We start from the raw sequence: 24,961 nt of genomic DNA on the forward strand, positions 1-24,961 counted from the left end.
GCCTTCGTAAGCCCGGATGCTATTACCGTCATGATGAACCTCGCTGCAACGAGTGGATCAATCATTGACTACGCATTCGGGCTTACGTTCCCTTCGTCCATCGCTCACAAATGGACAAAGTCAAGCTTAGGGGGTAACGAAAATCAGCGCAATTGATATTCTAAATGCAATCTTGTACATTCATCATTGTATACGATGTTGAACGGCAGACCTCAAAACCGAGCTGATGTTGACGATCTGCTGTCTTGCAGGCCCCCCTGCAAGGCCCGGCTCAGCGCTGCTGGGCCGGCGTGCCTTCAACCGGTCCGCCCGGTAGCGCAGCAGGCCTGTCAGCGCGCGCTGGTGTGGCAGGGGCCTGCGGCGTGGCCGCCAGGCGCGGCACCCGGCGCGCCGTTTCAATGCCCTGGTTGAACAGCACCTGGAACGGATTGCCCAGGTAAGGCAGCACCATCACGATCACCAGCATGCCGACCCCGAGTGTGATCGGAAAGCCAATCCCGAAGATGTTCAACTGCGGCGCCGCGCGCGTCAAAATCCCCAGCGCCACCTGGGTAATGAGCAGCGCCGCCACGATCGGCAGCGACAGATGCAGCCCCGCGCTGAAAATCAGCCCGCCCCATTTGGCCATCTCCCACGCCGCCGACGACGACATCGGCGTGGCTGAAATGGGCATCGTGATAAAACTCTCGGCCAGCGCTTCGAGCAGCACCAGGTGCGCGTTGGCGGCCAAAAACGCCATGGTCGCGATCAGCGCCAGGAACTGGCTCACGGCCGAGGAACGCCCCTTGGTCAGCGGATCGAAAAAGCTGGCGAAGCCCAGCCCCATGGTCAGGCTGCAGATTTCGCCGGCCATTTCGATGGCGGCGAACACCAGGCGGATGGCAAAGCCCATCGCCACCCCGATCAGCAGTTCCTGCACCAGGATCAACAGGCCCGCCATCGACAGCGGATCGGCGGCCGGCAGCGCCGGAATGGCCGGCGCGATAATACTCGCCAGCAGCACGCCGAGCGCGATCTTCACCGGTACCGGCACGCTGGCGTTCCCAAACAGCGGCGCTGCGGTAATCAGCCCGAGAATGCGGGTCAGCGGCCACAGCAGGCCGGCGATCCACGCATTCATCTCGATGCTGGTAATGGTGATCATGCTTGCTCGAAAAGGCCGACGCGGGCGCGTCAGTTAACCAGGCCGGGAATGCCGGTAAACACCTGGCGCATGTAGTCGAGCATGACCGCCAGCATCCACGGTCCGGCCACGATCAGGGCGACAAAAATGCCGACCAGCTTCGGAATGAAGGACAGGGTCGCTTCATTGATCTGGGTGGCGGCCTGGAAGATGCTGACGATCAGGCCGATGATCAGCGCCACCAGCAGCATGGGCGCGGCCACCATCAGGGTCACTTCCATGGCCGTGCGGCCCATTGTCATTACGCTTTCGGGAGTCATCGGCAGCCTCGCTAGTAGAAACTCTGCGCGAGCGAGCCGAGCAGCAGTTGCCAGCCATCGACCAGCACGAACAGCATCAGCTTGAAGGGCAGCGAAATGACCGCCGGCGACATCATCATCATCCCCATCGACATCAGCACCGACGCCACCACCATGTCGATGATGAGGAAGGGAATGAAGATGGCAAAGCCGATCTGGAACGCGGTTTTCAGTTCACTGGTCACAAACGCTGGAATCAGTATGCGCAGCGGAATGTCTTCCGGTCCCTGCAAGGCGGCCGAGCGCGAAATCTTGACGAACATGGCCAGGTCGGCCTGGCGCGTCTGGCGGATCATGAAGGTTTTCAGCGGCGCCACGGCACGCTCCATGGCGACGTTCATTTCGATCTTGTTTTCCTGCAGCGGCTGGTAGGCATCCACGTAAATCTTGTCGAACACCGGACCCATCACAAACAGGGTCAGGAACAGCGCCAGCCCCACCATGACCTGGTTGGGCGGGGCCGACTGGGTGCCGATCGCCTGGCGCAGCAGCGACAGCACGATGATAATGCGGGTAAAACTGGTCATCATCAGCAGCACCGCCGGAATGAACGACAGCGCCGTCATCAACAGCAGCGTCTGGACCGGCAGCGAGTAGGCGGTGCCGCCGCCCGGCGCCGGCGCGCTGGTGAAGGTCGGGATGCCCGGCGCGGCCACGGCCAGCGCCGGCAGGCCGAGGGCCAGCAGCGCCAGCAGTGGCAAAGCGCGCCGCGCGTGATGCGTCAACAGGTAAGTCCGCTTAGCGTCCATTGCGTTTGTCGATCGTCTGTTTCAGCCATTCGGCAAAGGTGCCGGACGCTGGGCCGTTGGCCAGCACCGCGGGGCCGCCCGGGGTTTCCTGCTTGGGCATGGTGGCCAGCGCGTTGATGCGGCCGGGCGAGGCGCCCACCACGATCCACTGGTCGCCCACTTCGATGACGATGACCCGTTCGCGCCCACCGAGGCTGAGCGCGCCGATGGTGCGCATCTGGGCGGCGCCGGCGGCGGCCTGCGGGCCGAAGCGCTTCATGAACCAGACCATGGCGCCCAAGAGGGCCAGCACCAGGGTCAGGGCGAAAATGGTTTGCAGCAGGTTGCCGGCCGACGGTCCCGCCATCGGACCGGGCGCCGCCGGCACGGCGGTGGCGGCGGGCAGGGTGGCGACAGGCGCCGGGGCAGCAACCACGGGCACGCTTGCCTGCGGCTCGGCGGTGGCGGGAACCGATGCGGCGGGAGCGGAAGCGGAAGCGGCCGGCCCAGGCGCAAGCGGAGCCGATGCAGCCGGAACCGATGCGGCAGCAGGAGCCGACGCGGCCGGCGCAGGCGCAAGCGGCGCCGATGCCGCCGGCGCAGCGGCGCCAGCAGCCTGGGCGGCAACCATCCCCGGCGCCAGGCTGCACGCCAGCGCCACGGCGGCAATCAGGCGCGCCCTCATTTATTGAGTTTTCGAATCCGTTCGGACGGCGTGATGATGTCCGTCAGGCGAATACCGAATTTATCGTTCACCACCACCACCTCGCCCTGGGCGATCAGGCAGCCGTTGACCAGCACATCCATCGGCTCGCCCGCCAGGCCGTCGAGCTCGACCACCGAACCCTGGGCCAGTTGCAGCAGGTTCTTGATGGCGATCTTGGTCCGTCCCAGCTCCACCGTCAGCTGGACCGGGATGTCGAGGATGAAGTCGATATCGTTCGGCGTGTCGGGCTTGGTGCCCTTGTTCGAAAAGTCCTTGAACACGGCCGCGCTGGCTGCCTGGCTTTGCAGGGCTTCGGCTTCCGCCTTGGCCTGCTCGGCAATGGCCGCGCCCCAGTCGTCCATTGCGTCGTCATCGGTAGTATCGGACATAGTGCTCTCCTAAATTATTTGGTGTCCGCATTGGCGAGCAGTTTCTCGACCTTTAGCGCATATTGTCCGTTGAGCACGCCATACGTGCAATCCATCACCGGCACCCCATCGACGGTGGCCTGGATCTGTTCGGGTACGTTGAGGGGGACGATGTCGCCCACCTTGAAATTGAGAATCTCGTCGAACGAGGCGCGCGCCGTGCCCAGCACCGCCACCAGCTCGACTTCGGCGATCTGGATCTGCTGCGTCATCAGGCGGATCCAGCGCTTGTCGACTTCCAGCGCCTCGCCCTGCAGGCTGGAGGTGAGCGTGTCGCGGATCGGTTCGATCATCGAATACGGCATGCAGATGTGGATCTGGCCGCTCACCGAGCCGAGCTCGATGGTGAACGTGGACGATACCACCACCTCGTTCGGGGTGGCGATGTTGGCGAACTGGGTATTCATCTCGGAGCGGATGTACTCGAACTCGACCGGATACACCGGTTCCCACGATTTCGCATACGAATCGAATACGATATCGAGGATGCGCAAGATGATGCGCTGCTCGGTCTGGGTAAAATCGCGCCCCTCGACCCGGGTATGAAAGCGTCCGTCGCCGCCGAACAGATTATCGACCAGCAAAAACACCAGGCCCGGATCGAACACGATCAGGGCCGTGCCGCGCAGCGGCTTCATGTGGACCAGGTTCAGGTTGGTCGGCACCACCAGGTTGCGGATGAATTCGCTGTATTTCGAGACCCGCACCGAACCCACCGACACTTCGGCGCTGCGGCGGATGTAGTTGAACAGCCCGACCCGCAGCAAGCGCGCGAAACGCTCGTTGATGATTTCGAGCGTCGGCATGCGGCCGCGCACGATCCGTTCTTGCGTGGCCAGGTTGTAGGTGCGTACGCCCGTGTTGTCTTCGGGCGCGGAAGCTTCGTCGGCGTCGCCGTTGACGCCCTTGAGCAGCGCATCGACTTCTTCCTGCGAGAGAAAATTATCGGCCATGGAGGATCACTGGATGATGAACTGGGTGAACATGACTTCGTTGACTTCCTGGGGCTCTTCGTTCTCGGAGAACGGCTTCTTGATCGCTTCCATGACTTCCTCGGCCAGCTTGGTCTTGCCTTCGACCGTGGTCAGCTCCGACGACTTCTTGGCCGACAGCAGCAGCAGCACGCGGCTGCGCACCTTCGGCATATTGTTCTTGACCAGGTCGGCCTGTTCCTGGCCGGCCATCTCCAGGGTGATCGACACCTGCAGCATGTGCTCTTCTTCGGCGTCCGGTTGCAGATTGACGGTAAATACTTCGAGCGGGGCGAACACCGGCGGCGCCACCACCTTGGCCTTTTTCTTCTTCTTGGCCGGCTTGGCGCTTTCTTCGGCTTCCTCGCCACCCTTGCTCTGCGTGAAATACCAGCCAGCACCGCCACCGCCCAGCACCAGCACGGCCACGATCGCGCCGATCATGGCCATTTTCTTCGACGGCGGCTTCGCGGCCGCATCAGGGGGGGCTGCAGCTTTCATGTTTGCTTTCGCTTTCAAAGTACCTCAAGACGACGTCGGTGGATCATGCCGTCATTATGTCATTATCGCGAGGAAATGAGCGGGCAGATGCGTGGAAAACAGGGCCGATCGCGGCCCAACTCGTGGCTTGGCATCGACATCCGATGCGCTTTTCATACGCCGCCTTGCGCGCATGGCCGGGAAGGCTAGGCAAATCGACAAGTCCGGATGCCTGGCGTTATCAGGCGAAGGTGTCGACCAGGCCCGGAGCGCCGCCTTGCACCGGCGTCCTGGCGGCCAGGCGCTCGTTGGCGTCGGCCGCGCTGCCGTTGATCACGCCGCCCAGGCCGTCGCTGCCGCCGTTGCCGGCGCTGGCGCGCTCACCCTGGTCCTGGCGCTGCTCCGGCATGCCCGCGTTGACGCTGGCGTTGCCCAGCGAGATGCCGCTCTCGTCCATCATGTCGCGCAGCTTCGGCATGGCGTTTTCCAGCGCCTGGCGTACTTCCAGCTCGCCCGACGAGAACGTCACGCTGGCGTTGTCGCCGCTGATGTTCAGCACCACCTGGACCGGGCCGAGATCGGGCGGGTTCAGGGTGAGGGTGGCGCTTTGTTCCTTGCCGGCCACCATCCAGACGATTTTCTGGCCGATCTGGTTGTCCCAGGCCGGGGTGCCGACCCGTGCCGAGAGCTTGTCGGCGCCGGCGTTGGCCGTCTGCGCCAGGCCGACTGCGGCCTGTTGCAATGGCGCGGCCACCGGCGTCGCTTCGGTCGCGCTGGTGTCGACGGCGCTGATGGCGTCCGGCAGCTCGCGCGCGCCTGGCGCCAGCCTGGCGGCGTCGCTTGGGACGGCGGCCGTTTGCAGCGCCGCCGTTTGCCCCGGTGTCGTCTGGCCCTGGGCGGTGTCGGTGGTGGCGCCGGCGGCGCGCGGCATGGCGCCTTCGAGCAGGGCGCGCAGGTCGCCTTGCGGGGCGGCGTCGGACGCCGTTGTCAGCGCCGGGTCGGTTGGCAGGCCAAGTGCGCCGACTGCGGGCGCGGTGGGGGCGCCGTCGACCGTCGCGAAGCGGCCGGCCGCAGCCATGGCCGGCGCGGTCAACGCGGCCAGCGCGGCCTCCATCGCCAGGCCAGGATCGGCGGCGGCAGTGGTGCTGGCGGCGCGGCTCGACGCCAGCGTGCTCCAGGCCGGGTCGAGAGCGACCGGCGTGGCGGCCGCTTGCGCCGGCTGGGTCAGGCTGGCGACCAGGGCCAGCATGTCGGCCACCGGCAGTTCGGCGCGCGCGGCCGCGGCGGCGGCACTGTCGGCGGCGGCTGCCGCCGCGGCGCTGTCGTCGCTGGCCGGGGCGCTGCCTTTGTCGCCGGATTGCGCCTGGGCGCTGGTGTTGTTCGCTGGCGCCGCCGGGCGGGCCGGCGCGGCGTCCGGCGCAGGCGCTGCGGCCTGCTCGGCTTTGGCGCCCTGTTCCACACGCGGGGCAGGGGCTTTGTCGGCCGGGCGCGGCGCGGCCGCTTTGGCGGCGGCCGCGGCCGGCTGCTGGCTCATGCTCTGGCGCTGCGCGATCTCGCGCGAGAGCGTCTGGCCGAACTGCACCGCCGGTTGCGCGGCGGCGGCATTGCTGCGCGCCGGCGCCGGGTTGGCGTTCAGGGCGGCCAGTTGCTGGGCGATGGGAGAAGTGGACATGGCGGGCGATCGGTTAGTTATTGAGTGGCGGCGGGTGCGTCAACGTTTGTAATACGCCTGGCGGGCGGCGTGTTCGTCCATCTGTTTCTGGTCGCGCTTGTTTTCCAGGCGCAGTGCTTCGGTGGCGGCGCGCTCGCCCAGGGTGCGGTACGACACCCGCTTGCGCTCGCTGGCCTGCCACAAGCCCTTTTCCACCGCGCTCCTGTGGTGCGCGTGCTTGACGATCTCGCGCTGGCCCATGATGGCGTGCTCCAGCTTGCCGATGAAGGCGATGAAATTGGCGTACGCCATCGGCGTGATGCCGTTGCGCTGCGCCGCGTCCAGCTTTTGCGCGTAATCTTCCAGGTAGCCCAGCAGCATTTGCAGCTTTTGTTCGGTTTCCTCGGCCGCCTTGAGCGCCACCCCCAGCCGCTTGGCGGCATCGTCGGTGTCGCGCTGGGCCAGTTCGAGCAGGGTATCGAGGATGGTTTGTTTTGCCATAATGCATCATTATAGGCATCCCGTCCGCTATCCCATCACGAGAACAGAGAGGTCAATTCGGCCAAGCTCTGCGGCATGCCGATGTTGTCGCCGATCTCCTGGCACAGGAAGGCTTCGATCTTGTCGTTCAGGGCGATGGCCTGGTCGAGCACCGGATCGCTGCCGTGGGCGTAGGCGCCGACCGTGATCAGGTCGCGCGAGCGCTCGAAGCGCGAATACAGCTGCTTCAAGCGGCGCGCCGCGTGCTGGTGCTCGGTGGTGGTGATGGTGTGCATGGCGCGGCTGATCGATTGCTCGATGTCGATGGCCGGATAGTGCCCGGACTCGGCCAGGCGCCGGTTGAGCACGAAGTGGCCGTCCAGAATGGCGCGCGCCGAGTCGGCGATCGGGTCCTGCTGGTCGTCGCCCTCGGTCAGCACGGTGTAGAAGGCGGTGATCGAGCCGCCGCCTTGCAGGCCGTTGCCGGCCCGTTCCACCAGCACCGGCAGCTTGGCGAACACCGACGGCGGATAGCCCTTGGTGGCGGGCGGCTCGCCGATGGCCAGGGCGATTTCGCGCTGCGCCATGGCGTAGCGGGTCAGCGAATCCATGATCATGAGCACGTTCTTGCCCTGATCGCGGAAATGTTCGGCAATCGCCGTGGTGTAGGCCGCGCCTTGCAGGCGCATCAGCGGCGGCGTGTCGGCCGGGGCCGCCACGACGGCGGCGCGCGCCAGGCCTTCCGGCCCGAGGATGTGTTCGATGAACTCCTTGACCTCGCGGCCGCGTTCGCCGATCAGGCCGACCACCACCACGTCGGCCTTGGTGTAGCGCGCCATCATTCCCAGCAGTACCGACTTACCGACGCCGGAACCGGCGAACAGGCCCAGGCGCTGGCCACGGCCGACAGTCAGCATGGCGTTGATCGCGCGAATGCCGACGTCGAGCGTTTCCACGATCGGGGCGCGGTCGAGCGGATTGGCGGGGCGCACGTTGATCGGCCCGCTGTCGTCGGTCAGCAGGGGGCCGAGGCCGTCCAGGGGCCGGCCGGCGCCGTCGACCACCCGGCCCAGCAGGCCCATGCCGACCGGCAGATGGCGCGCGCGGTCGCTCGGGCGCCGCCGGGGATGGGCCACCGAACCAGGTCGCGGCAGGGTCGCTTCCACCGGCAGCACCTTGGTGCCGGGCACGATGCCTTCGACATCGCTTTGCGGCATCAGGAACAGGCGGTCGCCGTCGAAACCGACCACTTCGGCCTCGACCCGGTTGCCGGCCGGCATAGGGATGGTGCAGGCGCTGCCGACCGCCAGCTTGAGGCCCACGCATTCCATCACCAGCCCGGCCACGCGGGTGATGCGGCCCGAGACTTGCTGCGGTTCGACGAAGCCGACCAGGGTGCTGCAGTCGCGCAGGTAGGCGGACCAGCGCGCAGTGTGCTTGTCGGGCGTGGCGGCGGGATCGGATTCGCTCATCGGACCAGCCACTCCACCTCGTCCTTGCCGAGCGCGTGCGCCAGGCGCTGCCAGCGCACTTCGGCCTGGGCGTCGATCTGGTTGCTGGCGGTATCGATCTTGCAGCCGCCACGGCCGATCTGGGCGTCGTCGACCAGGCGCCAGCCGCCCTTGTCGAGTTCTTCGCCGATCTGTTCGCGCACCAGGCGCGCATCGTCCGGATTGAGCATGAGCAAGGCCGGCTGTTGCAGTACCGGCAGGTAAGAGATGGCGTCGCGCACCACTGGAATGATCAGCTCGGGCTTGACCTCGAGCGCGATGCGCAGCATGTTCTTGGCCAGGTGCAGGCTAAGCTCCAGCATATCGTTGGCGATGCTCTCGTCGGCCTGCGCCAGCGCCTGGCCGAAGGTGGCGGCGATCGATTGCAGGTTGGCCAGTTCAGCCGCGCTTTCCTCGCGTCCGAGCGCGTGCGCATCGGCATAGCCGGCTTCGTGGCCGGCCGCGTGGCCCGCATCGAAGCCTTCCTGGCGCGCCTGTTCGCGGATGGCGGCGATGTCGTCGTCGGTGGGCCAATCGGGCGCGCTCGGCGCTTGCGGCGGCGCTTCTTGCTCGGGCGAGGTGTCGAGAAACACCGGTTCCGGCTCCGGAACACGGTCGAAGGAATTCATTTCCCAGCGCTGGTACGCGGTTTGCAGTTCTTTTGGAAGGGTAGCCATCAGACGAAGGAATCCTCACCTTTGCCGAGCACGATCTGGCCTTCGTCGGACAGGCGGCGCACGATCTGCAGGATTTGTTTTTGCTGGGTTTCGACTTCGGACAGGCGCACCGGTCCTTTCGATTCGAGGTCTTCGCGCATCATCTCGCCGGCGCGCGCCGACATGTTGCGGAAGATCTTCTCGCGCAGTTCCTGCGAGGCGCCCTTGAGCGCCATGATCAGCATTTCGGACTGCACTTCGCGCAGCAGCAACTGGATGCCGCGGTCGTCGATGTCGATAATGTTGTCGAACACGAACATCTCGTCCATGATCTTCTGGGCCATGTCGTTGTCGTAGTTCTTGATGTTGTCCATCACCGAACCTTCTTGCTCGCCGCTCATGAAGTTGAGGATCTCGGCCGCCGCGCGCACGCCGCCCAGCGACGATTTCTTGATGTTTTCGTTACCCGACAAGAGCTTGGTCAGCACGTCGTTCAGTTCGCGCAGGGCGGCCGGCTGCACGCCGTCCAGGGTGGCGATGCGCAGCACCACGTCGTTGCGCAGGCGGTCGGTGAAATTGCCCAGGATTTCGCACGCCTGGTCGCGTTCGAGGTGGACCAGGATGGTGGCGATGATCTGCGGGTGCTCGTTGCGGATCAGTTCCGACACCGACGAGGCGTCCATCCACTTCAGGCTTTCGATGCCCGACGCATCCTTGCCGCCCAAAATGCGCGACAGCAGCACCGAAGCCTTGTCGTCGCCCAGCGCCTTGGTCAGCACCTGGCGGATGTACTCGTCCGAATCGAGGCCGACCGTGGAAATGAGTTCGGTCTGCTCGCGAAACGAGTCGAGCACCGTGACCACCTGTTCGTGCTGCACGTTCTTCATGGTGGCCATGGCCGCGCCGAGTTTGAGCACCTCGCGCGGGCCGAGGAAGCGCATCACTTCGGCCGCCTCGGATTCGCCGATGGCGAGCATCAGGATGGCTGCCTTCTGGATTCCATTATCATTCATTTGTACCTACCCATGCCTTGATGACGTTTGCGACGATGCGCGGATCTTCCTGCGCCAGTTTCTTGGCCAGCGCCAGGTTGGCCCGGTAGCTGTGGTCCTGCGCCGATTCGGCTTCCGCCTCGGCTTCGGCCTGGGCCGCGGCCACTTGCGCTTCGCTGGCCTCGTCGGCCTTTTCTTCCTCTTCCGCGGTCGGCTCGGGCGGCAATTCGTGGGCCTTGTCGAACTTGGTCATGACCGGGCGCAGCATCGGACGCAGCAGGCGGAAGTACAGGAACGCAATGATAGCGGCAACGAACAGGTACTTGGCGATATCCTTGGCCAGCGGCAGGTTGGCCGGGTCGCGCCACCAGTCGAGCGTCGGCGCCGGCACGTCCGGCTTGTCGACGCCGTCGAACGCGGCATTGGTCACGTTGAGGGTGTCGCCACGGTCCTTGTTGTAGCCCATCGCTTCCTTGACCAGGTCGTTGATCTGGGCCACCTGGGCGGCCGACAGCGGCGTCACCGTGACCTTGCCGGTCCTGGCGTCGACCGAGCGGCGGTGGTTGACCAGCACGCCGACCGTCAGGCGCTTGACCAGGCCCATCGGGCGCTGCTCGTAGCGGATCGTCTTGTCGACTTCAAAATTGGTGGTGGTGTCCTTGCGGGTCGGGCCGCTGACCACGGCCGGGGCCGCGCCTGGCGCGCCGGCGGCGTTCAGGGGCGCGGTGGCCAGGCCCGGGGGCTGGTTGGAGAGCGCGCCCGGCACGCCGGCCGGGTTGACAGTGCCGGGACCGTTCGCTTCCGAGGTCTGCTGGCTGCGGATCGATTGCGGCTCCGGCGGCGAATTCGGCTTGTAGACTTCGGCGGCGGTATCGACCTGGGCGAAATCGATATCGGCGGTCGCTTCGGCGCGCACATTGCCGGGGCCGACCAGCGGCGTAATCAGCGACTCGACCTGCTTGATGATGTTTTTCTGGATCGCTTCGACGTATTTGAGCTGGTTGGGGTCGAGCTTGCGGGCGTTGTTGCTCTTGTCGGGGTCCGACAGCAGGTTGCCGGCCTGGTCGACCACGGTCACGTTCGAGACCGGCAATTCGGACACGCTCGAGGCCAGCAGGTGGACGATGGCGTTGACCTGGGCCTGGTCGATCACGCGCCCGGTTTGCAGGTTCAACAAGACCGAGGCGGTCGGTTTTTGCTGTTCGCGCACGAAGACCGACGGTTTCGGCAGCGCCAGGTGCACGCGCGCCGAGCTGACGGCGGCGATCGACTCGATCGAACGCGCCAGTTCGCCTTCGAGCGAGCGCTGGTAATTGACTTGTTCGTGGAACTGGGACACGCCCAGTTTCTGGTTTTCCATCAGCTCGAAGCCGACCGTGCCGCCCTTCGGCAAGCCTTGCGCGGCCAGCTTGAGACGCACGCCGTGGACCTGGTCCTCGGGCACCATGATCGAGGCGCCGCCGTCCGAGAACTTGTACGGCACCGCCATCTGGTCGAGCGAAGCGGTGATGGCGCCGCCATCCTTGTCGCTGACGTTGGCAAACAGGATACGGTATTCGACGCGCTGGCTCCACATCCAGACGGCCAGCATCAAGGCCAGCACCAGGGCGATGCCGAGACCACGGATGAAATTCTTTCCGAGCGGAGTCTGCAGGAACGTCGGGGGCGGCGTGTCCTGTTGGGGGATATCGACGAGTTCTTCTGCGGTTGCAGCTGCCATGGTGGTGGGTGTCCGACGGGCCGGGGCCCGAAACTGGGTAGGAATTTCCCAAACCTGCGCAAAGGCTGGGGCTCAGACGCCATTATGTGGGGGAGGGCCCCCGCTCAAAGCATCGAACAGAGCGCGCTTTCCGGCCCTGCTCGACGGCCCGGCTCGCCACCAGGGTGCTATTCTGGCACCCTGACTTCGCTGGTATACATATTGCGTATTGTACGCCCGGCGGTCTGAACAGAGGAAACGACATGAATGTGAACGGAATCGGATCGGACCGGATCGAAGCCATGATGGCCCAGCTCAAGGCGGCGGCGACGCGCCCGGCCGGCGGTGTCGGGCCGGCGGTCAAGGTCACGCCCGAGCCGGCCGTCGCCAAGGTCGATTTCGCCGATGCGCTCAAGAATTCCATCGCCCAGGTCAGCGACGCCCAGCTCAAGGCCGGCGAGCAGGGCAAGGCCTTCACCATGGGCGACGACAGGGTCAGCCTGTCGGATGTGATGGTGTCGATGCAGAAAGCCAGTATCGGGTTCCAGGCCACCGTGCAGGTGCGCAATAAGCTGGTGTCGGCGTATCACGAGATCATGAATATGCAGGTGTAAGGTCCGGGCGTGGCGGCGGCTCCCGTCAACGAACCGGATGGCTGGCATGGCTGAACCGGCATCGATATTGAATTTATTGCACGTATTTGGTTTATGCTTGGCGTACCGCAAGCTCGCGGCGATGTCGTGAAAGGTCGATCATGTCCAAGCAGCCCTCCCGCTTGCCTGCGCGCTTGTTCCTTGCCGGCTTATTACTTTCACCCCTCGCAGCCCACGCCTTGACGGCGACTTCCAGCGTGCAAGTCCGCCAGCTCAGCATCGAAGTGATCGATCTGCGTCCCGACGATGGCGTGGCGCCCGTCGTCGAGTTCGGGCGCCCCTACGTCACGTCGCGCGTGGCGTACAGCGTTGATCTGGAAGCAAACGATCCGTTCTTGCAATATGGCTACGGCGCCCTAGAACATACCTGGACGGTCGGCGCCGCGCAGACGTCCACCGAGCCGACCGCGCTGACGGCATCGACGGTCTATCACGGGCCGGCCCTGAGCAACCGGTCCATTCATGCCGGCAATACCTACGGTGTGTCTTTCTCGCTCTCGCCGCACACCGCCGTGCGCTTCAGCGCAGCGGTCGACCTTACCGCCTCGCCGCCCGACGCTACGGCGCTCGCATCGAGCGTGGCCATCTTCAGCGGTCAGCTTGAGGAAGAGCGGTTCATCTATTCAAGTTTCAATTCCTATTACAGTTCAGTCGATAACGGAACCGGTACCAATTTGTTTTCCAGAACCTTGCAGACCGGAGAACATCGCGGCACGGGCGGGTTCACTTTCTGGGCCAACGCCTATGCGGGTATCTACGGCGTGCCGTCGATGCCGGAACCGGCGACGTACGCGATGCTGCTCGCGGGCCTGGGACTGGTGCTCTGGCGCCGGCGTGGCGCAGCCAGTGCCGACGCGTACGGCCCGACATACGCCGGCCGGCTGCCCCTGACTGGCCGCACACGTGCCTAGCGGTTTTGTATATTCACTATGGCCATTGACCTGAGTAACGGCTCGCTCGCGCTCGACGCGGATCGCACGATCGGCGGCGACACCCTGCGCGGCGAGTTTGCATCGCGCCTGGCGTCGAAAAATGACATCGATAAAGGAAATCTGAATGGATGCCATGTCTATTTTACCGACCTGGTTTTATGGGGGCGGAACTTCGGCGGCGCGCTGCGTTTTGAGAATGAACGCCTGCATGTCATCGATCTGGTATGGCGCGACGGCCCGGTGAGCCGCTTGGGTAACGACGCCACGCCGGACGACTTGCTCAAGGAAAAACGTCAACTGAGCAGGATGCTGGCCACGGCATGGGCGCGCGAGGCGACCGATTCCACCACGGGCGTCGATTATTTTCAGTTTTCCTGGGGACTGGTCATGGTCAGGGCAGACCTGCGTTCCACCTTGTGCAGCGTGACGATCGATTATTTTTCGAGAAAGGACGCCTTATCGGGGCCGGGCGGACCATCCTGATGGCCGTCGCCCGGTTCGATCTGGAGCATGTGCTGGTCGACGGGACGATGGTGGCGCCGTTGTCGCGCACGGATTTTCTGGCGGCGATCGACACCGGACGGCTGCGGTGCGATGCGGCGACAAGGCAAGCGGACCGGCCTTCGTACGGCATGCGGGTCACCCTGCACGGCCAGGATTTCTACATGAGCGACTATCAGCGCGACGTTTTCGCTTCGCGTGGGGTTACTTGTCCAGCAGCGCATCGCTGCACGGGATGGCGGTCAACCGGGGCATCGGATGGTCGATCCAGCCGCAGAAAAACCGTTGTAACCGATCGTCTTTCGATTTCTTGCTTGCAATAACTCCTCACATCGCGTTTACTCGTGCTTTTGCGCGGCTTGAGTGCCGGGAAAGCACGATTGCCGATTCATGGATGAGAAACACGAAACCTTCCCGAACGCGCTGGAAGCGCTGATGCTGGTCATCGCGTTGTACATGGCCGAGTACCTGGTGGGTGCGGCGCTGTACGACGTGCGCGGCGCCTTGTCGATGGAACCGCGCGACCTGGGCGGCATGATCATGGTGCTCGGCTATGGCATCGTCTTCACCGGGCTGATGGGCTATAAAAACCTTAGCTATCGCGAACTGTTCCATTCTTCGCGCGCAGGGGGACGACCCGCGCTGTTGGTGCTGTTGCCGGCACTTTCCCTGACGCTGCCATTGCTCTTCATTTCCATGGTCACGCTGGACGCGGCGCTGCTGGCGCTGTTGCCCATGACGTCGCAGGACCGGGCGCTGCTGGCCAGCCTGAATGCCGACAGCGTCACCATGCTCGTGGCCATCTGCCTGCTGGGGCCGGTGCTCGAGGAAATGCTGTTTCGCGGAATTATCCTGCGCAGCTTCCTGGGCCAGTATCCGAAATGGGCCGCCATCCTGGCCTCGGCCGGCCTGTTCGGCTTTGCCCACATGAATATCTATCAATATGTCGGCGCTGTGATCATCGGCGTGTTTCTCGGCTGGCTGTACGAGCGCACCAGGTCGCTGATACCGTGTATCGCGCTGCACGCCGCCTACAATACCGCCTGCGTCACCGTCGACTGGGACGACGCCGGCAGGGCACAGGACAGCTTTCCGCTGTTCGCCCCCTCGACCTGGTTGCTGGCGATGTTGCTGGGCGCTGTAGGGATGACCATCTTGTACCGTATATTGCAGGTGCCGGCAGGGCGGCGCGGCCCGGCCGATCGGTGAATGCCGCCACCGCGGGTTTTCCCGGCACGGCAATGTCGATGATATCGCCCTTTGCCGGATTCATGGCCCGTCCATGATAATGCCCGTTATGATGCCGACTTGATGCCCCGTTCGAGCAGGAGTTACCGATGGAACTTAGAAACAGGCTCGATCAAATCAAGATCGATCTTGCCGCGTATTATGCTTCGGACTTTACGAATGCCGAAGACGATACAAGAGAAAACCAATCGCTGAAGTCAAGGATGCGCGAAGTGATATTCGCTGCCTACGACCAGCATGAGCATGAGCTGTTTAACGATGCGTTCGATGTTCTTTCAAAGAGTACCGGATGCGCGGAGGATTATGCTATTTTCGTCGAGATAACCGATGTGCTGGTCGATAAAAATATGATCACGCTCGATCGATTCCGGGAGCTTTTGCATGGCTCTCCTTGCAACCGATGGTTGTGAGCGCGCCGCCGCAGTGCAGCGGCGCGCTGCTGCCCGCCTGGCGCCTGCCCGGCCCCGGCGAATGACCGATCAATGAAAGGCACCCATGTTCTGGAATCTGGATATAGGGAAGGGCGTGGTCGTGTACGACCAGATTTCCCATCTGCCCGATGCGTTTGACGTGGCCGTGCATGTCGGCTGTCTCAGGGAAGACATGCTGCAAATCCGATTCGGCGATCATCTGTTGCTCGATGTCGGCTGGTATCCTTCGTTCAACGAACAGGGCCGCTTTCTCCTGCTGCTGGTGAAAGATCAGGCATGGGACGAGCCGCTTGAAAAAGCCAGGTTCAAGCATGTGGTCTCGCTCAAACAGCGGATCGTCCGCATCGCCCGCAAGCTTGCTTGCCCACTTTGAAACGGAAACCCATATGTCCACCTGTTTTCGACAACTGCTGCCTGGCGCGCTCCTGACGCTTGCCGCGGCGAGCGCCAGCGCGACCAGCCCTTGCGAGGACCCGGAAGGATGCCTGGACAAGTGGCCGGTCATGATACTTATTTTGATGGAAACACAATTGGCATACTGTCCGGCGTTGGTCTCCCTGACTGACGCTCAAAAAGAGGAACTGGTGCAGGAGAACTTCAAATCCGGAGGCACTCCCGGCTACCTTGCGCGTTTGCGCGCTACCGAACACTATGCCCATCGTCCCGATATCGCCGCCCAGATCAAGGAAAAGCCGGAGCTCATCGAGGAGATGTGCAAGGAATTGATGATCAAGCCAAAGTGAGGAGGGGGGGCCAGCGCCGCCGCCAACCCTCCGCAAGGTCAGTTGCCGCAACCTTCCAGCGCCGGTTCGCCGCAGGCGATCAAGCGCTGCACCGTGGCATTGCGCGGATAATCCGTGTGCGCGCTGGTCGGCAGTTCCAGCAGTCCCAGATACGTGGGCGCGTTCGACACCACCACGTCGATGATCGGATAGGTGGCGCGCGCGGCGAAGGGGCTGTTCACCAGGGTGTACGCCAGCACGTCGTTCGGATCGGTGAACGCCACCACGGTCGGCACATTGGTCGGCTTGCCCACGCCTTGCACGCGGTTGCGCTCGACGAGCGCCTGGATCGGATCGGCCGGAAAGTCATTCGGCCCGCGCGGCGCCATGCTGCCGTCGAGATCCATTTCCGCCAGCCGCAGCAGCGGCAACTGGTTGGCGCGCATGAACACCAGCGAGGTGCGGTTGAACACTTGCAGCGCCGTCACCGACTGCGCCGGCGTGCCGGACAGCCGGAACAGGGCGTCGAAGGTCACTTTGCTGCCCAGGCTGTCCGTGATGAGCACCAGCGGCAGCGGTTCCGGCGGGACCTGGCCGCCGCCCGGCACCAGCGCCGCACCGGTCCCGTTGCCGCCGCCCACCGCTTGCAGGATGGCCGTCTGCATGCGCTGGCTGATGGCCTCGCGCGCCTTGCCCTGGTAAATCACGGCGTCGGACAGGCAATCGTCGAGCAGCTTGTCTTTCAGCGCGCGGTTGAGCGCGGCGCGCTTGTACGGATAGGCGGGCTGGTCCGCCGGGCAGGTGGCGGATTTGTTGCTCTGGTCGTAGCACAGCTCGGCCTTGAGCGGCGTCGTCAGCGGCGACCACAGGAGCGCGTTGATGTTGACCGGGCCGCCCGCCAGCGACAGGCTCTGACGGTACAGCACGATGCCGGTGTCGCCCACATCGCTGCGCGACAGCGCCACCTGGGCCGTGTCGCCGCCCAGGCCGGTAACCAGTTGCTCCACCGACTCCCTGGCCCAGGACTCGTCCTGGGTGCAGATGCCATGCACCAGCAGCACGTCGAGCGCGCGCTCCGGCTTGAGCAGGCTGGCCACGCCCGCAAAGGTCGGCAAGGTGGCCGGGGTGGCGTCGAGCACGGGGGTGCGGTAGGGGCTGGAACAGGCCACCAGGCAGGCCAGGGTGGCTGACAGCACGAGTGTACGTTTCATCATCATTCTCCGAAAAAGTCCGCGGTGAACTTGAAACATACGCCCTCGGGCCAGGCCGTGCCCGGCTATCGGCACGCTGTTGGCCGCCCGTCAATCAGGCTGCTGCCGGGTGGATATTTCTTGGCTCAGCCCAGCCCCGCCAGGCGCGCGTTGCGTTCGCGTTCGAGCTTGGTGATGTACTTCTGCACGCTGGCAAGGCCGCCGCGCGAGATGTCGACGAAGGCGCAGCCGAGACGGCGGTTGGTCTTGTCGTTGAGCAGGGTCAGGTCGACCGAGTTGCGGATCATCAGGGTGGTCTGGACCGCGCCCACGTCCGGCAAGTCGATGCGGCAAGCGGTGTAGCTGTGGCCGATGGTGTTGCCGAGCACCAGCTTGTTGTCGAGAATGGCGATGCCGCCGCAGCTGATATCGGCCAGCGGAAACACATGGGTGCCGCCGCCCAGGTCTTGCGGCAGGCGGATCACCACCGACACCGGGTTGCTGACCGGCGTGATCATGCGGTAGAACTCGCGCCGTTGCAGGCGAATCATGGTTTCCGGGAGCGGCATCACGAAGGCCGGGGTATCCTCGAAGGTGCCGGCCTGCACTGCTTCGGACGAGAACAGGATGCGGATCTTGTCGAGCGACGTCTCGAACATGATCCGGCCGACATTGGCGAAGCGGCGATGCTGCTCGGGGTCGGCCGAGCCGTCCAGGGTGACCGTGTTGTTGTCGGGATCGACATCGAGAATGGCCGAGACGCACACTTCGGTGCCGCGCCGGATGACCATGCGCACCAGCTGGCGCTTCTCGCCGATGCTGCGCAACAGTGCGATGATTTCCTTGCGCGAGGCGACTTCGAAGTCGTGCCAGCTTTCTATATCGGAATCATTGGTTGATTGCATCTTTGTCTGCCGCTTCTTGTGGTCGGTCGATGAAAAGGGCTGCGTCCGGTGGGGCGGGCAGGGGGCCGCCGGTGGCCTGGGCGGCTTCAATATGATATAGCCAGGCCAGCAGTTCCGCAATCGCCCGATACAGGCCGGGCGGGATCTGGCTGTCCAGGTCCACCCCCATCAGCAGCGCCACCAGTTCTTTCGATTCGTGCACGAAGACGCCGGCATCCTTGGCGCGCTCGATGATCTGGGCGGCGATCAGGCCCTTGCCCTTGGCCACCACCTTGGGCGCCGGATCGCCATTGTTGTAGGCCAGCGCGACCGCCGACCGGGCGCGTTTCGGCGGCGCCTCAGCCATTGCCGGGCTCCGCCGTGCGGATCACCAGCGAGGCCAGCGCCGTGCCGGACACGTCCAGCGCCGAGGTCAGTTCGCCGGCGCGCGCGCGCAGGGCTTCGCCCGTGCCTTCGCTGGCGGTGCGCAGTTCGATGTGGACCTTGTCGCCGGTGGTGACGATGGTCGCCTCGATCTCGCCCAGCAGCGGAAAGCGCAGGCGCATGCCGCTGCGCCACACCGGGGCGCTGTCTTCCCCGGCGCCGCGTCCGCGCTGCTCGGGCGCGTCTTTATGGATTTCCCACTGCAAGTCCTGGCCCGGCGCCAGCTGGCCCTGCCAGCTCACGCGCGCCTGTTCGTGGGTCGTCAGTTGCAGGTTGATGAGCTGGGCGCTGGCCAGTTCCGCCGCCGCCGAACCCGGCTTGGCGCCGGGCGTACTCATGCCTTGCTGCATCTGCGGTTCGCGCTGCAGTTCGCTCAAGGGGCGCTTGCCGTCGGCCCATTCGGCCACGTGCGATTCGTAGAACACGCCGCTGCCGCTGATGGTCTGTTCCAGCTTGCGCGCCAGTTCGGCCGCTGGCGGCACGCCGTTTTTCGGGTCGATCAGGGGCGCCGCGCCGGCAATCGCGGGCGGCTTGCCCGAGACCGGATGGCCGATGTCGAGTATGCGCGCGAGCAGTTGTCCGGTATTGCTGATCCTGGCCGGCAGGGTGTTGGCGTCGAGCTTGGGCAGGTCGGCGCTGGCGGTCATGGGCGACTTGCCGAGCAGGGTCGCGGCCAGGCTGGTGGTGCGCCCGGCCATGTTGGCCGATGGCGCGCCCTTGCTTTCCTGCGGCGCCGCTTGCGGCAAAACGGGCGGCGGCACGGGCGCGCGTTCCGGCGTGGCGGCCGCCGGCAGGGCAGCGCCCGGCAAGGGGGTCTGGGGCGTGCCGGCAGGCTGGCCCGGCAACTGGGCCGGCTGGCCGGTGTCCAGGCGGAACTGCGGACGCGGCGTGATGGAAATCAGGGTCATCGGCACTTCGGTGCCGGCTTGCGCCCCCTGGGGCAGGCTCATGCGGGCTTGTTCGCCCGCCACCCTGACCAGAAAGGTGCCGTCGGTGAACCTGGACAGCACCGCCACCTGCATCGACTTGCCGACTTCGGTCGAAAGGACGCGGGTGAGCGCTTCCTGGCGCGCATCGCCGACCCCGGGCGCGGGGCGTGCCGGGTCGATCCTGCCGACTTGCCCCGGTCCGTCGGTACGCGCCAGCATCGCGAGGACGACTAGACGCCGCCGTAGGCGTTATTCAGGCGGCGCGAGGTGCCGCTGCTGTTGATCAGTTGCGACAGCTGCGCCATCCAGGGCGTGGTCAGGTCGCGGATGGTGCGGTCATAGGCCAGCAACTGCTTGATGATCGCCACTTTCTTGACCCGGCTGGCGCCGTCCAGCAAGATCTGCTGGTCGTTGGCCTGCAAGGCGCTGGCGTGCGCGCCGACCCGTTTTTCGAGCAGGCTCAGTTCATCCCACTCGCCGCTTTCGGCCGCGGCCACCATCTGTTCGGACAGGGCCAGCATGGCTTCGTAGGTGGAGAGCACGTCGTCGTTGGTCATCGCGTTGGTCATGGTCATCATTCAGGCGCTCATCAGGTTGGACATGCGGTTGGGCGCCATTTCGGACGCGGGATTGACGGCCGGCGCCGCGCCGATGGCGTTCCAGGTCTCGCGCAGCTCGGTCAGCAAGCCCTGGATTTCGACCATGATCTCGGTATCGTTTTTCAGGTTCGCCGCCAGCAGGCGCGCGCTCATGTATTCGTACAGGGCGTCGAGGTTCTCGGCGATCTGGCCGCCGGCTTTTTTGTCGAGGCTGGCGCGCAGGCCATTGTCGATGATCTGGATGGCTTTCGAGATCGCCTTGCCTTTTTCCGGGATGTTGCCCGACTTCATGTGCATCAGGCCGGTCAGCACCGCCACCAGCGCGCCGTCGAACAGCATGACGATCAGCTTGTGCGGGGATGCCGCCACCACACTCGTTTCCAGGCCGACTTTGGCGTAGCTGCTTGCGCCCCTGTTGGGAGATCCAAACATAATTAATGTCCTCTTTTTGAATGCGACTATCGAAGGCTGTTAAGGGATGCGAGCTGCTGCGCAAGGAAGTTACTGGTCGAACTCATGCCCGAGAGCATCACGTCGAGCGAAGAATATTGCTTGCGCAAGTCTTTTTCGGTCTGGGTCAGGCGCACATTCAGGGCCGTGCGCTGCTTGGCGATATCGGCCAGGCTGGCGTTGATGCCGGCGTTCTTGCCTGCGATGGTGCCCTTGGCATTCGCAAAACTGTCGATCAGCTCGGTGAACTGGGCGCCCACCCCTTTCGAGATGTTCACCGTGCCGCGTTCGCCGATGGCGCCGCCCGTCACCTGGATCTGGATGCCGGAACTGGCCGAGCCGACGTTGCCCGTCAGGTTCTGGCCGCTGCCGGTGGCGGCGGCGCCGCCGATGGTGCCGGCCACGTCGAGGCCGTCGACCAGGGTCGGCGTGCCCAAAAGGCTGTTGGCGCCGCTGCCGGTGATGCTTATTTTCGAGGTCGAGCCGAACTTGTTCGAGGTGATCGTGAAGATCCCGTTGTCCTGCTTGACCAGCACCCCGGTGCCGCTGGTGGCGCTGGCGCTGGTGGCGCCGACCGCGCCGTTGATGATCGACTGCACGTGGCTGGCCAGGCTGGCCGCCGTGTAATTGCCGGCCAGCAGGGTGGCGGTCGAGGTCACGCCGTTGATGGTCAGCGACAACTGGTCGTTCACGCCCTTGGTGATGCTGGTATCGGCGGCGACGCTGCCGGTGGCGCTGCCTTGCGTGGCCAGCTGGCTGATCACCACTGCCTTGGTGCCGACCGTGCTGTTGGTGGTGGAGCCGACGAAGCTGACCAGGCTGTCCGTAGTCGAGCCGACCGTGCTGAGCAGCTTGGAGACGTCGTCCAGGTTGCTGTCCAGCGCTTTTTGCAGCTTGGTGCTGTCGAGCTTGAGGGAGCCGTCGGCCTGGAACGACACGCCCAGCTGGCTCATGCTGCTGATGTCGCCGTCCATGCCCGGCACCGGCGTGAAGAATGTCTTGCGCAGGCTCGATTGCAGGTTGCGCACGGTGGCGTCGCCCAGCAGCACGCCGGCACCCTTGCCTTCGCTGGCCTTGGGCGCCGTGGTCAGGCCGGCGATCGTCGTGTTCAGCTCGTTGTAAGCCTTGATGAAATTGTTGATCGCCGTTTTCGCGCCGCTGCTGTCGCTGGTGATGTTGACGGTGCTGGTGCCGATCTTGAGCGCGCTGATGGTCACGCCCTGGATCGCTTCCGAGACGTTGTTGCTCTGGCTGCTGATGGCCACGCCGTTGATGGTCAGCTTGGTGTTTTGCGCCGCGCTGTTCTGGGTCATGTTCTGGGTGCCGTCGGCGGCGTAGCCGAGCAGGCTGCCGATGGCCGGGTCGCCCGAGACGCCAATGCGCATGCTCGAGGTTTCGCCGGTCTGGGCCGAGGTCAGCACCAGGCGGTTGGGGCTGGCGCTGCCGTCCGAAATGATGGACGCGGTCACGCCCACATTGGCCTTGTTGATGGCGTCGCGGATGCCTTGCAGCGAATTGTTGCTCGCGTCCAGGGTCACGGTGCGCGCCGAGCGCGTGGCGTCCTGGGCGAAGGTGGCGCCGGTGTAGGCGCCGTTGGCCAGGGTGCCGCCCGTGATGCTGCCGAATTCGAAGGTCAGGGTGGTGGCCGCGCCGCTGCCGATGAGGGCGGTGGTGCTGGCCTGGCCGGCCGAGGTGAGGGTTTGCGCCTGCGACAGCTGGCTCACGTTGACGCTGTAACTGCCCTTGATCGTATCCTTGCCGGCGGTCGCGGTCAGGATGGCCGAGTCGGACGACGAGGCGCCGATGGTCTTGAACTTGGTCGGGTCGGCCAGACCCGTGACGGCGGTCTGGAAGCCGTTCAGGGAACCGCTGAGCGAGCCGTAGGCCGCCAGCTTGGCGGTGTACGCCTTTTCCTTGTCCTGCATGGCGACGAAAGGCCGGCTCTCCGCCACCATCAATTTATTGACGATGTCGTTGACGTCGATAGAGCCGCCTGAACTGACGGATGAAATGGCCACGAACGCCTCCTGGTAAAAGCATGAATATACTAAGTTAACGGCATCTTCTATCCATACTTTAGAGGGGTAATCCGGTGCTTGTTCGGTTTATGCCCGGATTGCGCACGATTCAGGCGCTTTTTCGCCAATTCCATCAGGCAACCTGGCTGATCAGCAAACCCTGGACTTTTTCCAGCGCCTTGCCGATTTCGAGCGCTTCGGCGCTGGGCATCTGGCGGATCACTTCCTTGGTGGTCTGGTCGATGATCTTGACCACGGTGCGCTTGCTGTCGGTATCGATCGAAAACTCGATATTGCGCGACAGGGCCTGCATCGCCACGTTGATCTGGCCGACCACCTTGCTCACTTCGGCCGGGTCCGGCTCGGCCGCCTCTTTGGCGGGGTCGGTCTTGCCGGTCGCGGCCAGCGCCGCCGTCCTGACGCTAGTGGTGCTGGTGGCCGCGCCGGCGCCGCCAGCGGCCGTGGCGGCCGGGGCAGCCGGACGGGGCAGAGGAGCGCCTGCCGTGTTCTCCAGGGGACGAAGTTCCATGACCGTATTCCTTTAACGAAAATTCCCCGGCGCGCAAAAAGCGGCCGGGGAGTGCAGCGAAGCGGGGCCGGTTAGCCGCGCAGCAGGGACAACACCCCGTTTGGCAACTGGTTGGCCTGGGCCAGCATGGCCGTGCCTGCCTGTTGGAGAATCTGGCCGCGCGTCAATTTGGCCGTTTCCGACGCGAAATCGGTGTCCTGGATGCGGCTGCGCGAGGCGGACAGGTTTTCCGAGGTCGATTGCAGGTTGGTGACCGCGGTTTCAAAACGCGACTGCAGGGCGCCGAACGATGCGCGCTGGCTGTTGACGTTGGCCAGGGCCGAGTCGAGCACTTTCAGTGCGTCCGATGCACCCTTGGCGGTCGAGACGTCCACAGCGGCCACGGTATTGAGCGTTGCCGCCGTGTTCAGCGTGACTGCGTTCGAACCGGTGCTGCCGATCGAGAAACCCTTGTCCGAGTTCATCGACACATAACCCATCGAGGTCGAGGTGGTGCCGGTCGCCATTGGCACCCCGGCTGCCACCGTGCCGGCCGAGTTGATGGCCGAACCGGTAATCGATGCCGATGCACTGTTGTTGGCGAGGGTGATGTTGTTGCCAGCGGCATTGGTCAGGATCAGGCCGTCGTTGCTGCTGTTCAGTTTGGCGGTAACGCCGGTTTTCGACGACACATCGTTAAATGCGCTCACCGCCGATGCCAGGCCGGAGGCATTCAGGGCCGCGCCGACCGTGAAGGTGACGTTGGCGGGAGCGCTGTTGTCGGATGTGACAGCCAGCGAGTACACGCCGGCGGCGGTCAGGCTGATCGCTTCTTCGGTTTTGGCGTCGGCGGTCACGCCGGTGGTGGCCGAGGCGCCGTTGATGGTGGCGGCCAGCGACTGCGCGGTATCGGTCGCGGTAACGGCGATGTTGGTGGTGGCCAGGCCTTGCAGTGCGAACGAGCCGGCGGTGTAGGCAGTATTGGTGGTGGCGGTGGTCGCTGGCGCCGTGGTCGACACTTCGTTATTGCCGTAGTTATTGGTACGGAAGTTGGCGGTGGTCGCCTGGATGGTCTGGCCGGCATTCGCGCCCACCTGGAAGGTGGCGGTGCCAAAGCTGCCGTCGAGCAGTTTGAGGCCGTTGAATTCCGAGGTCTGGGAGATACGGTCGGCTTCCGACAACAGCTGGCCAACCTCGGCCTGGATCGCTTTGCGGTCGCCGGCGGAGTTGGTGGCGTTCGACGATTGCACCGCCAGTTCACGCACACGCTGCAGGATGTTACCGGTCGATTGCAGGGAGCCTTCCGCCGTTTGCAGCATCGACACACCATCGTTGGCATTGCGCCGGGCCTGGTCCAGGCCGCGGATCTGCGACGTGAAACGTTCGGAAATGGCCAGGCCAGCCGCGTCATCCTTGGCACTGTTGATACGCAAACCGGACGACAGGCGCTGCAGCGACGTCGCCAGCGAGGAGCCCGAAGTGGTCAGGTTGCGTTGTGCGTTGAGGGAGGCGATGTTGGTGTTGATGACGCTCATGGTAGTACTCCTTGCAATTACATTTTATTCATGTTGGCTCTGTGCCGTTCGCCTTGGAGTGCCCCTTTCGTTCCGAGACAATCACACCGCAGTCCTTATATGTAACGGATTGCGGTCTGGAAAGTTTAGGGGGATTTTGGGTGTATATTTTTTG

At 64.4% G+C, this 24,961-nt stretch carries 30 protein-coding genes; 8 read left to right on the forward strand and 22 right to left on the reverse strand.

All coding sequences use genetic code 11. From position 1 onward, the window contains the following. Positions 1 to 271: 271 nt before the first annotated feature. From fliR to fliF, 13 genes are all read right to left on the reverse strand, one after another. A complete protein-coding gene (gene fliR / locus F2P45_RS23765; protein ID WP_166880530.1) occupies positions 272 to 1,144 on the reverse strand; it encodes a flagellar biosynthetic protein FliR in 873 nt (290 codons plus the stop codon). Between the two features lie 29 nt (positions 1,145 to 1,173). After that, positions 1,174 to 1,443, reverse strand: coding sequence for a flagellar biosynthesis protein FliQ (fliQ, locus tag F2P45_RS23770; protein WP_166880531.1), 270 nt, complete (start codon positions 1,441 to 1,443; stop codon positions 1,174 to 1,176). An 11-nt stretch (positions 1,444 to 1,454) separates the two neighbouring features. Continuing rightward, positions 1,455 to 2,231: a flagellar type III secretion system pore protein FliP gene (fliP, locus tag F2P45_RS23775; protein ID WP_166880533.1), complete on the reverse strand. Its 777-nt coding sequence runs from the start codon at positions 2,229 to 2,231 to the stop codon at positions 1,455 to 1,457. Continuing rightward, on the reverse strand, positions 2,221 to 2,895 hold the full coding sequence (gene fliO, locus F2P45_RS23780; protein ID WP_229505258.1) for a flagellar biosynthetic protein FliO: 675 nt from the start codon (positions 2,893 to 2,895) through the stop codon (positions 2,221 to 2,223). The genes fliP and fliO overlap by 11 nt, the downstream gene beginning before the upstream one ends. After that, the gene (fliN, locus tag F2P45_RS23785; protein WP_166880534.1) at positions 2,892 to 3,305 is read right to left on the reverse strand and encodes a flagellar motor switch protein FliN; all 414 of its coding nucleotides are present in this window, start codon (positions 3,303 to 3,305) and stop codon (positions 2,892 to 2,894) included. Before fliN ends, fliO begins: the two co-directional genes overlap by 4 nt. A 14-nt stretch (positions 3,306 to 3,319) precedes the next feature. Then, a complete protein-coding gene (gene fliM, locus F2P45_RS23790; RefSeq protein ID WP_166880536.1) occupies positions 3,320 to 4,297 on the reverse strand; it encodes a flagellar motor switch protein FliM in 978 nt (325 codons plus the stop codon). A 6-nt stretch (positions 4,298 to 4,303) separates the two neighbouring features. Next, positions 4,304 to 4,816: a flagellar basal body-associated protein FliL gene (gene fliL / locus F2P45_RS23795; protein WP_166880537.1), complete on the reverse strand. Its 513-nt coding sequence runs from the start codon at positions 4,814 to 4,816 to the stop codon at positions 4,304 to 4,306. 220 nt (positions 4,817 to 5,036) lie between these two features. Continuing rightward, positions 5,037 to 6,467 (reverse strand): flagellar hook-length control protein FliK, encoded by a 1,431-nt coding sequence (locus tag F2P45_RS23800; RefSeq protein WP_166880539.1) that lies wholly within the window; start codon positions 6,465 to 6,467, stop codon positions 5,037 to 5,039. A 39-nt stretch (positions 6,468 to 6,506) separates the two neighbouring features. Continuing rightward, positions 6,507 to 6,947, reverse strand: a complete 441-nt coding sequence (gene fliJ / locus F2P45_RS23805; RefSeq protein ID WP_166880540.1) for a flagellar export protein FliJ — start codon at positions 6,945 to 6,947, stop codon at positions 6,507 to 6,509. Between the two features lie 35 nt (positions 6,948 to 6,982). After that, a complete protein-coding gene (fliI, locus tag F2P45_RS23810; protein WP_166880542.1) occupies positions 6,983 to 8,398 on the reverse strand; it encodes a flagellar protein export ATPase FliI in 1,416 nt (471 codons plus the stop codon). After that, complete coding sequence (locus F2P45_RS23815; protein WP_166880544.1) at positions 8,395 to 9,093, reverse strand: flagellar assembly protein FliH; 699 nt, start codon at positions 9,091 to 9,093, stop codon at positions 8,395 to 8,397. Before F2P45_RS23815 ends, fliI begins: the two co-directional genes overlap by 4 nt. After that, positions 9,093 to 10,085: a flagellar motor switch protein FliG gene (gene fliG / locus F2P45_RS23820; RefSeq protein WP_166880546.1), complete on the reverse strand. Its 993-nt coding sequence runs from the start codon at positions 10,083 to 10,085 to the stop codon at positions 9,093 to 9,095. Before fliG ends, F2P45_RS23815 begins: the two co-directional genes overlap by 1 nt. Continuing rightward, positions 10,078 to 11,784, reverse strand: a complete 1,707-nt coding sequence (gene fliF, locus F2P45_RS23825; protein WP_166880548.1) for a flagellar basal-body MS-ring/collar protein FliF — start codon at positions 11,782 to 11,784, stop codon at positions 10,078 to 10,080. Before fliF ends, fliG begins: the two co-directional genes overlap by 8 nt. Before the next feature lie 242 nt (positions 11,785 to 12,026). On the opposite strand from fliF, the gene fliE reads away from it, so the two are divergent. The 8 genes from fliE to F2P45_RS23865 all read left to right on the forward strand — a co-directional run bounded on the left by fliE (position 12,027) and on the right by F2P45_RS23865 (position 16,271). After that, positions 12,027 to 12,377, forward strand: coding sequence for a flagellar hook-basal body complex protein FliE (fliE, locus tag F2P45_RS23830; RefSeq protein ID WP_166880550.1), 351 nt, complete (start codon positions 12,027 to 12,029; stop codon positions 12,375 to 12,377). Positions 12,378 to 12,517: 140 nt separating this feature from the next. Then, positions 12,518 to 13,327 carry a PEP-CTERM sorting domain-containing protein gene (locus F2P45_RS23835; RefSeq protein WP_166880552.1) on the forward strand — a complete coding sequence of 270 codons (810 nt, stop codon included), beginning with the start codon at positions 12,518 to 12,520 and terminating at the stop codon, positions 13,325 to 13,327. A gap of 18 nt (positions 13,328 to 13,345) precedes the next feature. After that, positions 13,346 to 13,831 (forward strand): hypothetical protein, encoded by a 486-nt coding sequence (locus F2P45_RS23840; protein ID WP_166880553.1) that lies wholly within the window; start codon positions 13,346 to 13,348, stop codon positions 13,829 to 13,831. Further along, positions 13,831 to 14,172, forward strand: coding sequence for a hypothetical protein (locus F2P45_RS23845; protein WP_166880555.1), 342 nt, complete (start codon positions 13,831 to 13,833; stop codon positions 14,170 to 14,172). The genes F2P45_RS23840 and F2P45_RS23845 overlap by 1 nt, the downstream gene beginning before the upstream one ends. A gap of 67 nt (positions 14,173 to 14,239) precedes the next feature. Beyond that, positions 14,240 to 15,058, forward strand: a complete 819-nt coding sequence (locus tag F2P45_RS23850; protein ID WP_166880556.1) for a CPBP family intramembrane glutamic endopeptidase — start codon at positions 14,240 to 14,242, stop codon at positions 15,056 to 15,058. 128 nt (positions 15,059 to 15,186) lie between these two features. After that, positions 15,187 to 15,507, forward strand: coding sequence for a hypothetical protein (locus tag F2P45_RS23855; protein WP_166880558.1), 321 nt, complete (start codon positions 15,187 to 15,189; stop codon positions 15,505 to 15,507). A gap of 85 nt (positions 15,508 to 15,592) precedes the next feature. Then, positions 15,593 to 15,901 carry a hypothetical protein gene (locus F2P45_RS23860; protein WP_166880560.1) on the forward strand — a complete coding sequence of 103 codons (309 nt, stop codon included), beginning with the start codon at positions 15,593 to 15,595 and terminating at the stop codon, positions 15,899 to 15,901. Positions 15,902 to 15,914: 13 nt separating this feature from the next. Continuing rightward, the gene (locus tag F2P45_RS23865; protein ID WP_166880561.1) at positions 15,915 to 16,271 is read left to right on the forward strand and encodes a hypothetical protein; all 357 of its coding nucleotides are present in this window, start codon (positions 15,915 to 15,917) and stop codon (positions 16,269 to 16,271) included. A gap of 38 nt (positions 16,272 to 16,309) precedes the next feature. Here F2P45_RS23865 and F2P45_RS23870 read toward each other — a convergent pair whose 3' ends face one another. The 9 genes from F2P45_RS23870 to F2P45_RS23910 all read right to left on the reverse strand — a co-directional run bounded on the left by F2P45_RS23870 (position 16,310) and on the right by F2P45_RS23910 (position 24,807). Next, positions 16,310 to 17,461 carry a hypothetical protein gene (locus F2P45_RS23870; protein ID WP_166880563.1) on the reverse strand — a complete coding sequence of 384 codons (1,152 nt, stop codon included), beginning with the start codon at positions 17,459 to 17,461 and terminating at the stop codon, positions 16,310 to 16,312. A gap of 125 nt (positions 17,462 to 17,586) precedes the next feature. Beyond that, on the reverse strand, positions 17,587 to 18,345 hold the full coding sequence (locus F2P45_RS23875) for a flagellar brake protein (protein ID WP_166880565.1): 759 nt from the start codon (positions 18,343 to 18,345) through the stop codon (positions 17,587 to 17,589). After that, a complete protein-coding gene (locus tag F2P45_RS23880) occupies positions 18,329 to 18,691 on the reverse strand; it encodes an EscU/YscU/HrcU family type III secretion system export apparatus switch protein (RefSeq protein ID WP_166880567.1) in 363 nt (120 codons plus the stop codon). The genes F2P45_RS23875 and F2P45_RS23880 overlap by 17 nt, the downstream gene beginning before the upstream one ends. Next, entirely contained in the window at positions 18,684 to 19,916 is a 1,233-nt protein-coding gene (gene fliK, locus F2P45_RS23885) for a flagellar hook-length control protein FliK (RefSeq protein WP_166880569.1), read from the reverse strand. Before fliK ends, F2P45_RS23880 begins: the two co-directional genes overlap by 8 nt. An 11-nt stretch (positions 19,917 to 19,927) precedes the next feature. After that, positions 19,928 to 20,275 carry a flagellar protein FliT gene (locus tag F2P45_RS23890; RefSeq protein ID WP_229505259.1) on the reverse strand — a complete coding sequence of 116 codons (348 nt, stop codon included), beginning with the start codon at positions 20,273 to 20,275 and terminating at the stop codon, positions 19,928 to 19,930. Next, on the reverse strand, positions 20,276 to 20,728 hold the full coding sequence (gene fliS / locus F2P45_RS23895; RefSeq protein WP_166880571.1) for a flagellar export chaperone FliS: 453 nt from the start codon (positions 20,726 to 20,728) through the stop codon (positions 20,276 to 20,278). A gap of 26 nt (positions 20,729 to 20,754) precedes the next feature. After that, the gene (gene fliD / locus F2P45_RS23900; RefSeq protein WP_166880572.1) at positions 20,755 to 22,764 is read right to left on the reverse strand and encodes a flagellar filament capping protein FliD; all 2,010 of its coding nucleotides are present in this window, start codon (positions 22,762 to 22,764) and stop codon (positions 20,755 to 20,757) included. 133 nt (positions 22,765 to 22,897) lie between these two features. Then, complete coding sequence (locus F2P45_RS23905) at positions 22,898 to 23,293, reverse strand: flagellar protein FlaG (RefSeq protein ID WP_166880574.1); 396 nt, start codon at positions 23,291 to 23,293, stop codon at positions 22,898 to 22,900. 71 nt (positions 23,294 to 23,364) lie between these two features. Further along, positions 23,365 to 24,807, reverse strand: a complete 1,443-nt coding sequence (locus F2P45_RS23910; RefSeq protein ID WP_166880575.1) for a flagellin N-terminal helical domain-containing protein — start codon at positions 24,805 to 24,807, stop codon at positions 23,365 to 23,367. Positions 24,808 to 24,961: the final 154 nt, after the last annotated feature.

It is taken from the genome of Massilia mucilaginosa, from assembly GCF_011682145.1.
Taxonomy (GTDB): domain Bacteria; phylum Pseudomonadota; class Gammaproteobacteria; order Burkholderiales; family Burkholderiaceae_D; genus Telluria_A; species Telluria_A mucilaginosa.

What these genes read in the sequence shown, in the direction of transcription:
- F2P45_RS23850 (WP_166880556.1), top strand. Translation starts at nt 14,240, where the DNA reads ATGGATGAGAAACACGAAACCTTCCCGAACGCGCTGGAAGCGCTGATG.
- F2P45_RS23870 (WP_166880563.1), bottom strand. Translation starts at nt 17,461, where the DNA reads ATGAAACGTACACTCGTGCTGTCAGCCACCCTGGCCTGCCTGGTGGCC.
- F2P45_RS23855 (WP_166880558.1), top strand. Translation starts at nt 15,187, where the DNA reads ATGGAACTTAGAAACAGGCTCGATCAAATCAAGATCGATCTTGCCGCG.
- fliI (WP_166880542.1), bottom strand. Translation starts at nt 8,398, where the DNA reads ATGAGCGAATCCGATCCCGCCGCCACGCCCGACAAGCACACTGCGCGC.
- fliJ (WP_166880540.1), bottom strand. Translation starts at nt 6,947, where the DNA reads ATGGCAAAACAAACCATCCTCGATACCCTGCTCGAACTGGCCCAGCGC.
- fliN (WP_166880534.1), bottom strand. Translation starts at nt 3,305, where the DNA reads ATGTCCGATACTACCGATGACGACGCAATGGACGACTGGGGCGCGGCC.
- fliG (WP_166880546.1), bottom strand. Translation starts at nt 10,085, where the DNA reads ATGAATGATAATGGAATCCAGAAGGCAGCCATCCTGATGCTCGCCATC.
- F2P45_RS23890 (WP_229505259.1), bottom strand. Translation starts at nt 20,275, where the DNA reads ATGATGACCATGACCAACGCGATGACCAACGACGACGTGCTCTCCACC.
- F2P45_RS23865 (WP_166880561.1), top strand. Translation starts at nt 15,915, where the DNA reads ATGTCCACCTGTTTTCGACAACTGCTGCCTGGCGCGCTCCTGACGCTT.
- fliQ (WP_166880531.1), bottom strand. Translation starts at nt 1,443, where the DNA reads ATGACTCCCGAAAGCGTAATGACAATGGGCCGCACGGCCATGGAAGTG.
- fliL (WP_166880537.1), bottom strand. Translation starts at nt 4,816, where the DNA reads ATGAAAGCTGCAGCCCCCCCTGATGCGGCCGCGAAGCCGCCGTCGAAG.
- F2P45_RS23910 (WP_166880575.1), bottom strand. Translation starts at nt 24,807, where the DNA reads ATGAGCGTCATCAACACCAACATCGCCTCCCTCAACGCACAACGCAAC.
- fliK (WP_166880569.1), bottom strand. Translation starts at nt 19,916, where the DNA reads ATGCTGGCGCGTACCGACGGACCGGGGCAAGTCGGCAGGATCGACCCG.
- fliF (WP_166880548.1), bottom strand. Translation starts at nt 11,784, where the DNA reads ATGGCAGCTGCAACCGCAGAAGAACTCGTCGATATCCCCCAACAGGAC.
- F2P45_RS23880 (WP_166880567.1), bottom strand. Translation starts at nt 18,691, where the DNA reads ATGGCTGAGGCGCCGCCGAAACGCGCCCGGTCGGCGGTCGCGCTGGCC.
- F2P45_RS23800 (WP_166880539.1), bottom strand. Translation starts at nt 6,467, where the DNA reads ATGTCCACTTCTCCCATCGCCCAGCAACTGGCCGCCCTGAACGCCAAC.
- fliS (WP_166880571.1), bottom strand. Translation starts at nt 20,728, where the DNA reads ATGTTTGGATCTCCCAACAGGGGCGCAAGCAGCTACGCCAAAGTCGGC.
- F2P45_RS23860 (WP_166880560.1), top strand. Translation starts at nt 15,593, where the DNA reads ATGTTCTGGAATCTGGATATAGGGAAGGGCGTGGTCGTGTACGACCAG.
- F2P45_RS23840 (WP_166880553.1), top strand. Translation starts at nt 13,346, where the DNA reads ATGGCCATTGACCTGAGTAACGGCTCGCTCGCGCTCGACGCGGATCGC.
- fliO (WP_229505258.1), bottom strand. Translation starts at nt 2,895, where the DNA reads ATGAGGGCGCGCCTGATTGCCGCCGTGGCGCTGGCGTGCAGCCTGGCG.
- F2P45_RS23875 (WP_166880565.1), bottom strand. Translation starts at nt 18,345, where the DNA reads ATGCAATCAACCAATGATTCCGATATAGAAAGCTGGCACGACTTCGAA.
- fliE (WP_166880550.1), top strand. Translation starts at nt 12,027, where the DNA reads ATGAATGTGAACGGAATCGGATCGGACCGGATCGAAGCCATGATGGCC.
- fliP (WP_166880533.1), bottom strand. Translation starts at nt 2,231, where the DNA reads ATGGACGCTAAGCGGACTTACCTGTTGACGCATCACGCGCGGCGCGCT.
- fliM (WP_166880536.1), bottom strand. Translation starts at nt 4,297, where the DNA reads ATGGCCGATAATTTTCTCTCGCAGGAAGAAGTCGATGCGCTGCTCAAG.
- F2P45_RS23905 (WP_166880574.1), bottom strand. Translation starts at nt 23,293, where the DNA reads ATGGAACTTCGTCCCCTGGAGAACACGGCAGGCGCTCCTCTGCCCCGT.
- F2P45_RS23815 (WP_166880544.1), bottom strand. Translation starts at nt 9,093, where the DNA reads ATGGCTACCCTTCCAAAAGAACTGCAAACCGCGTACCAGCGCTGGGAA.
- fliR (WP_166880530.1), bottom strand. Translation starts at nt 1,144, where the DNA reads ATGATCACCATTACCAGCATCGAGATGAATGCGTGGATCGCCGGCCTG.
- F2P45_RS23835 (WP_166880552.1), top strand. Translation starts at nt 12,518, where the DNA reads ATGTCCAAGCAGCCCTCCCGCTTGCCTGCGCGCTTGTTCCTTGCCGGC.
- F2P45_RS23845 (WP_166880555.1), top strand. Translation starts at nt 13,831, where the DNA reads ATGGCCGTCGCCCGGTTCGATCTGGAGCATGTGCTGGTCGACGGGACG.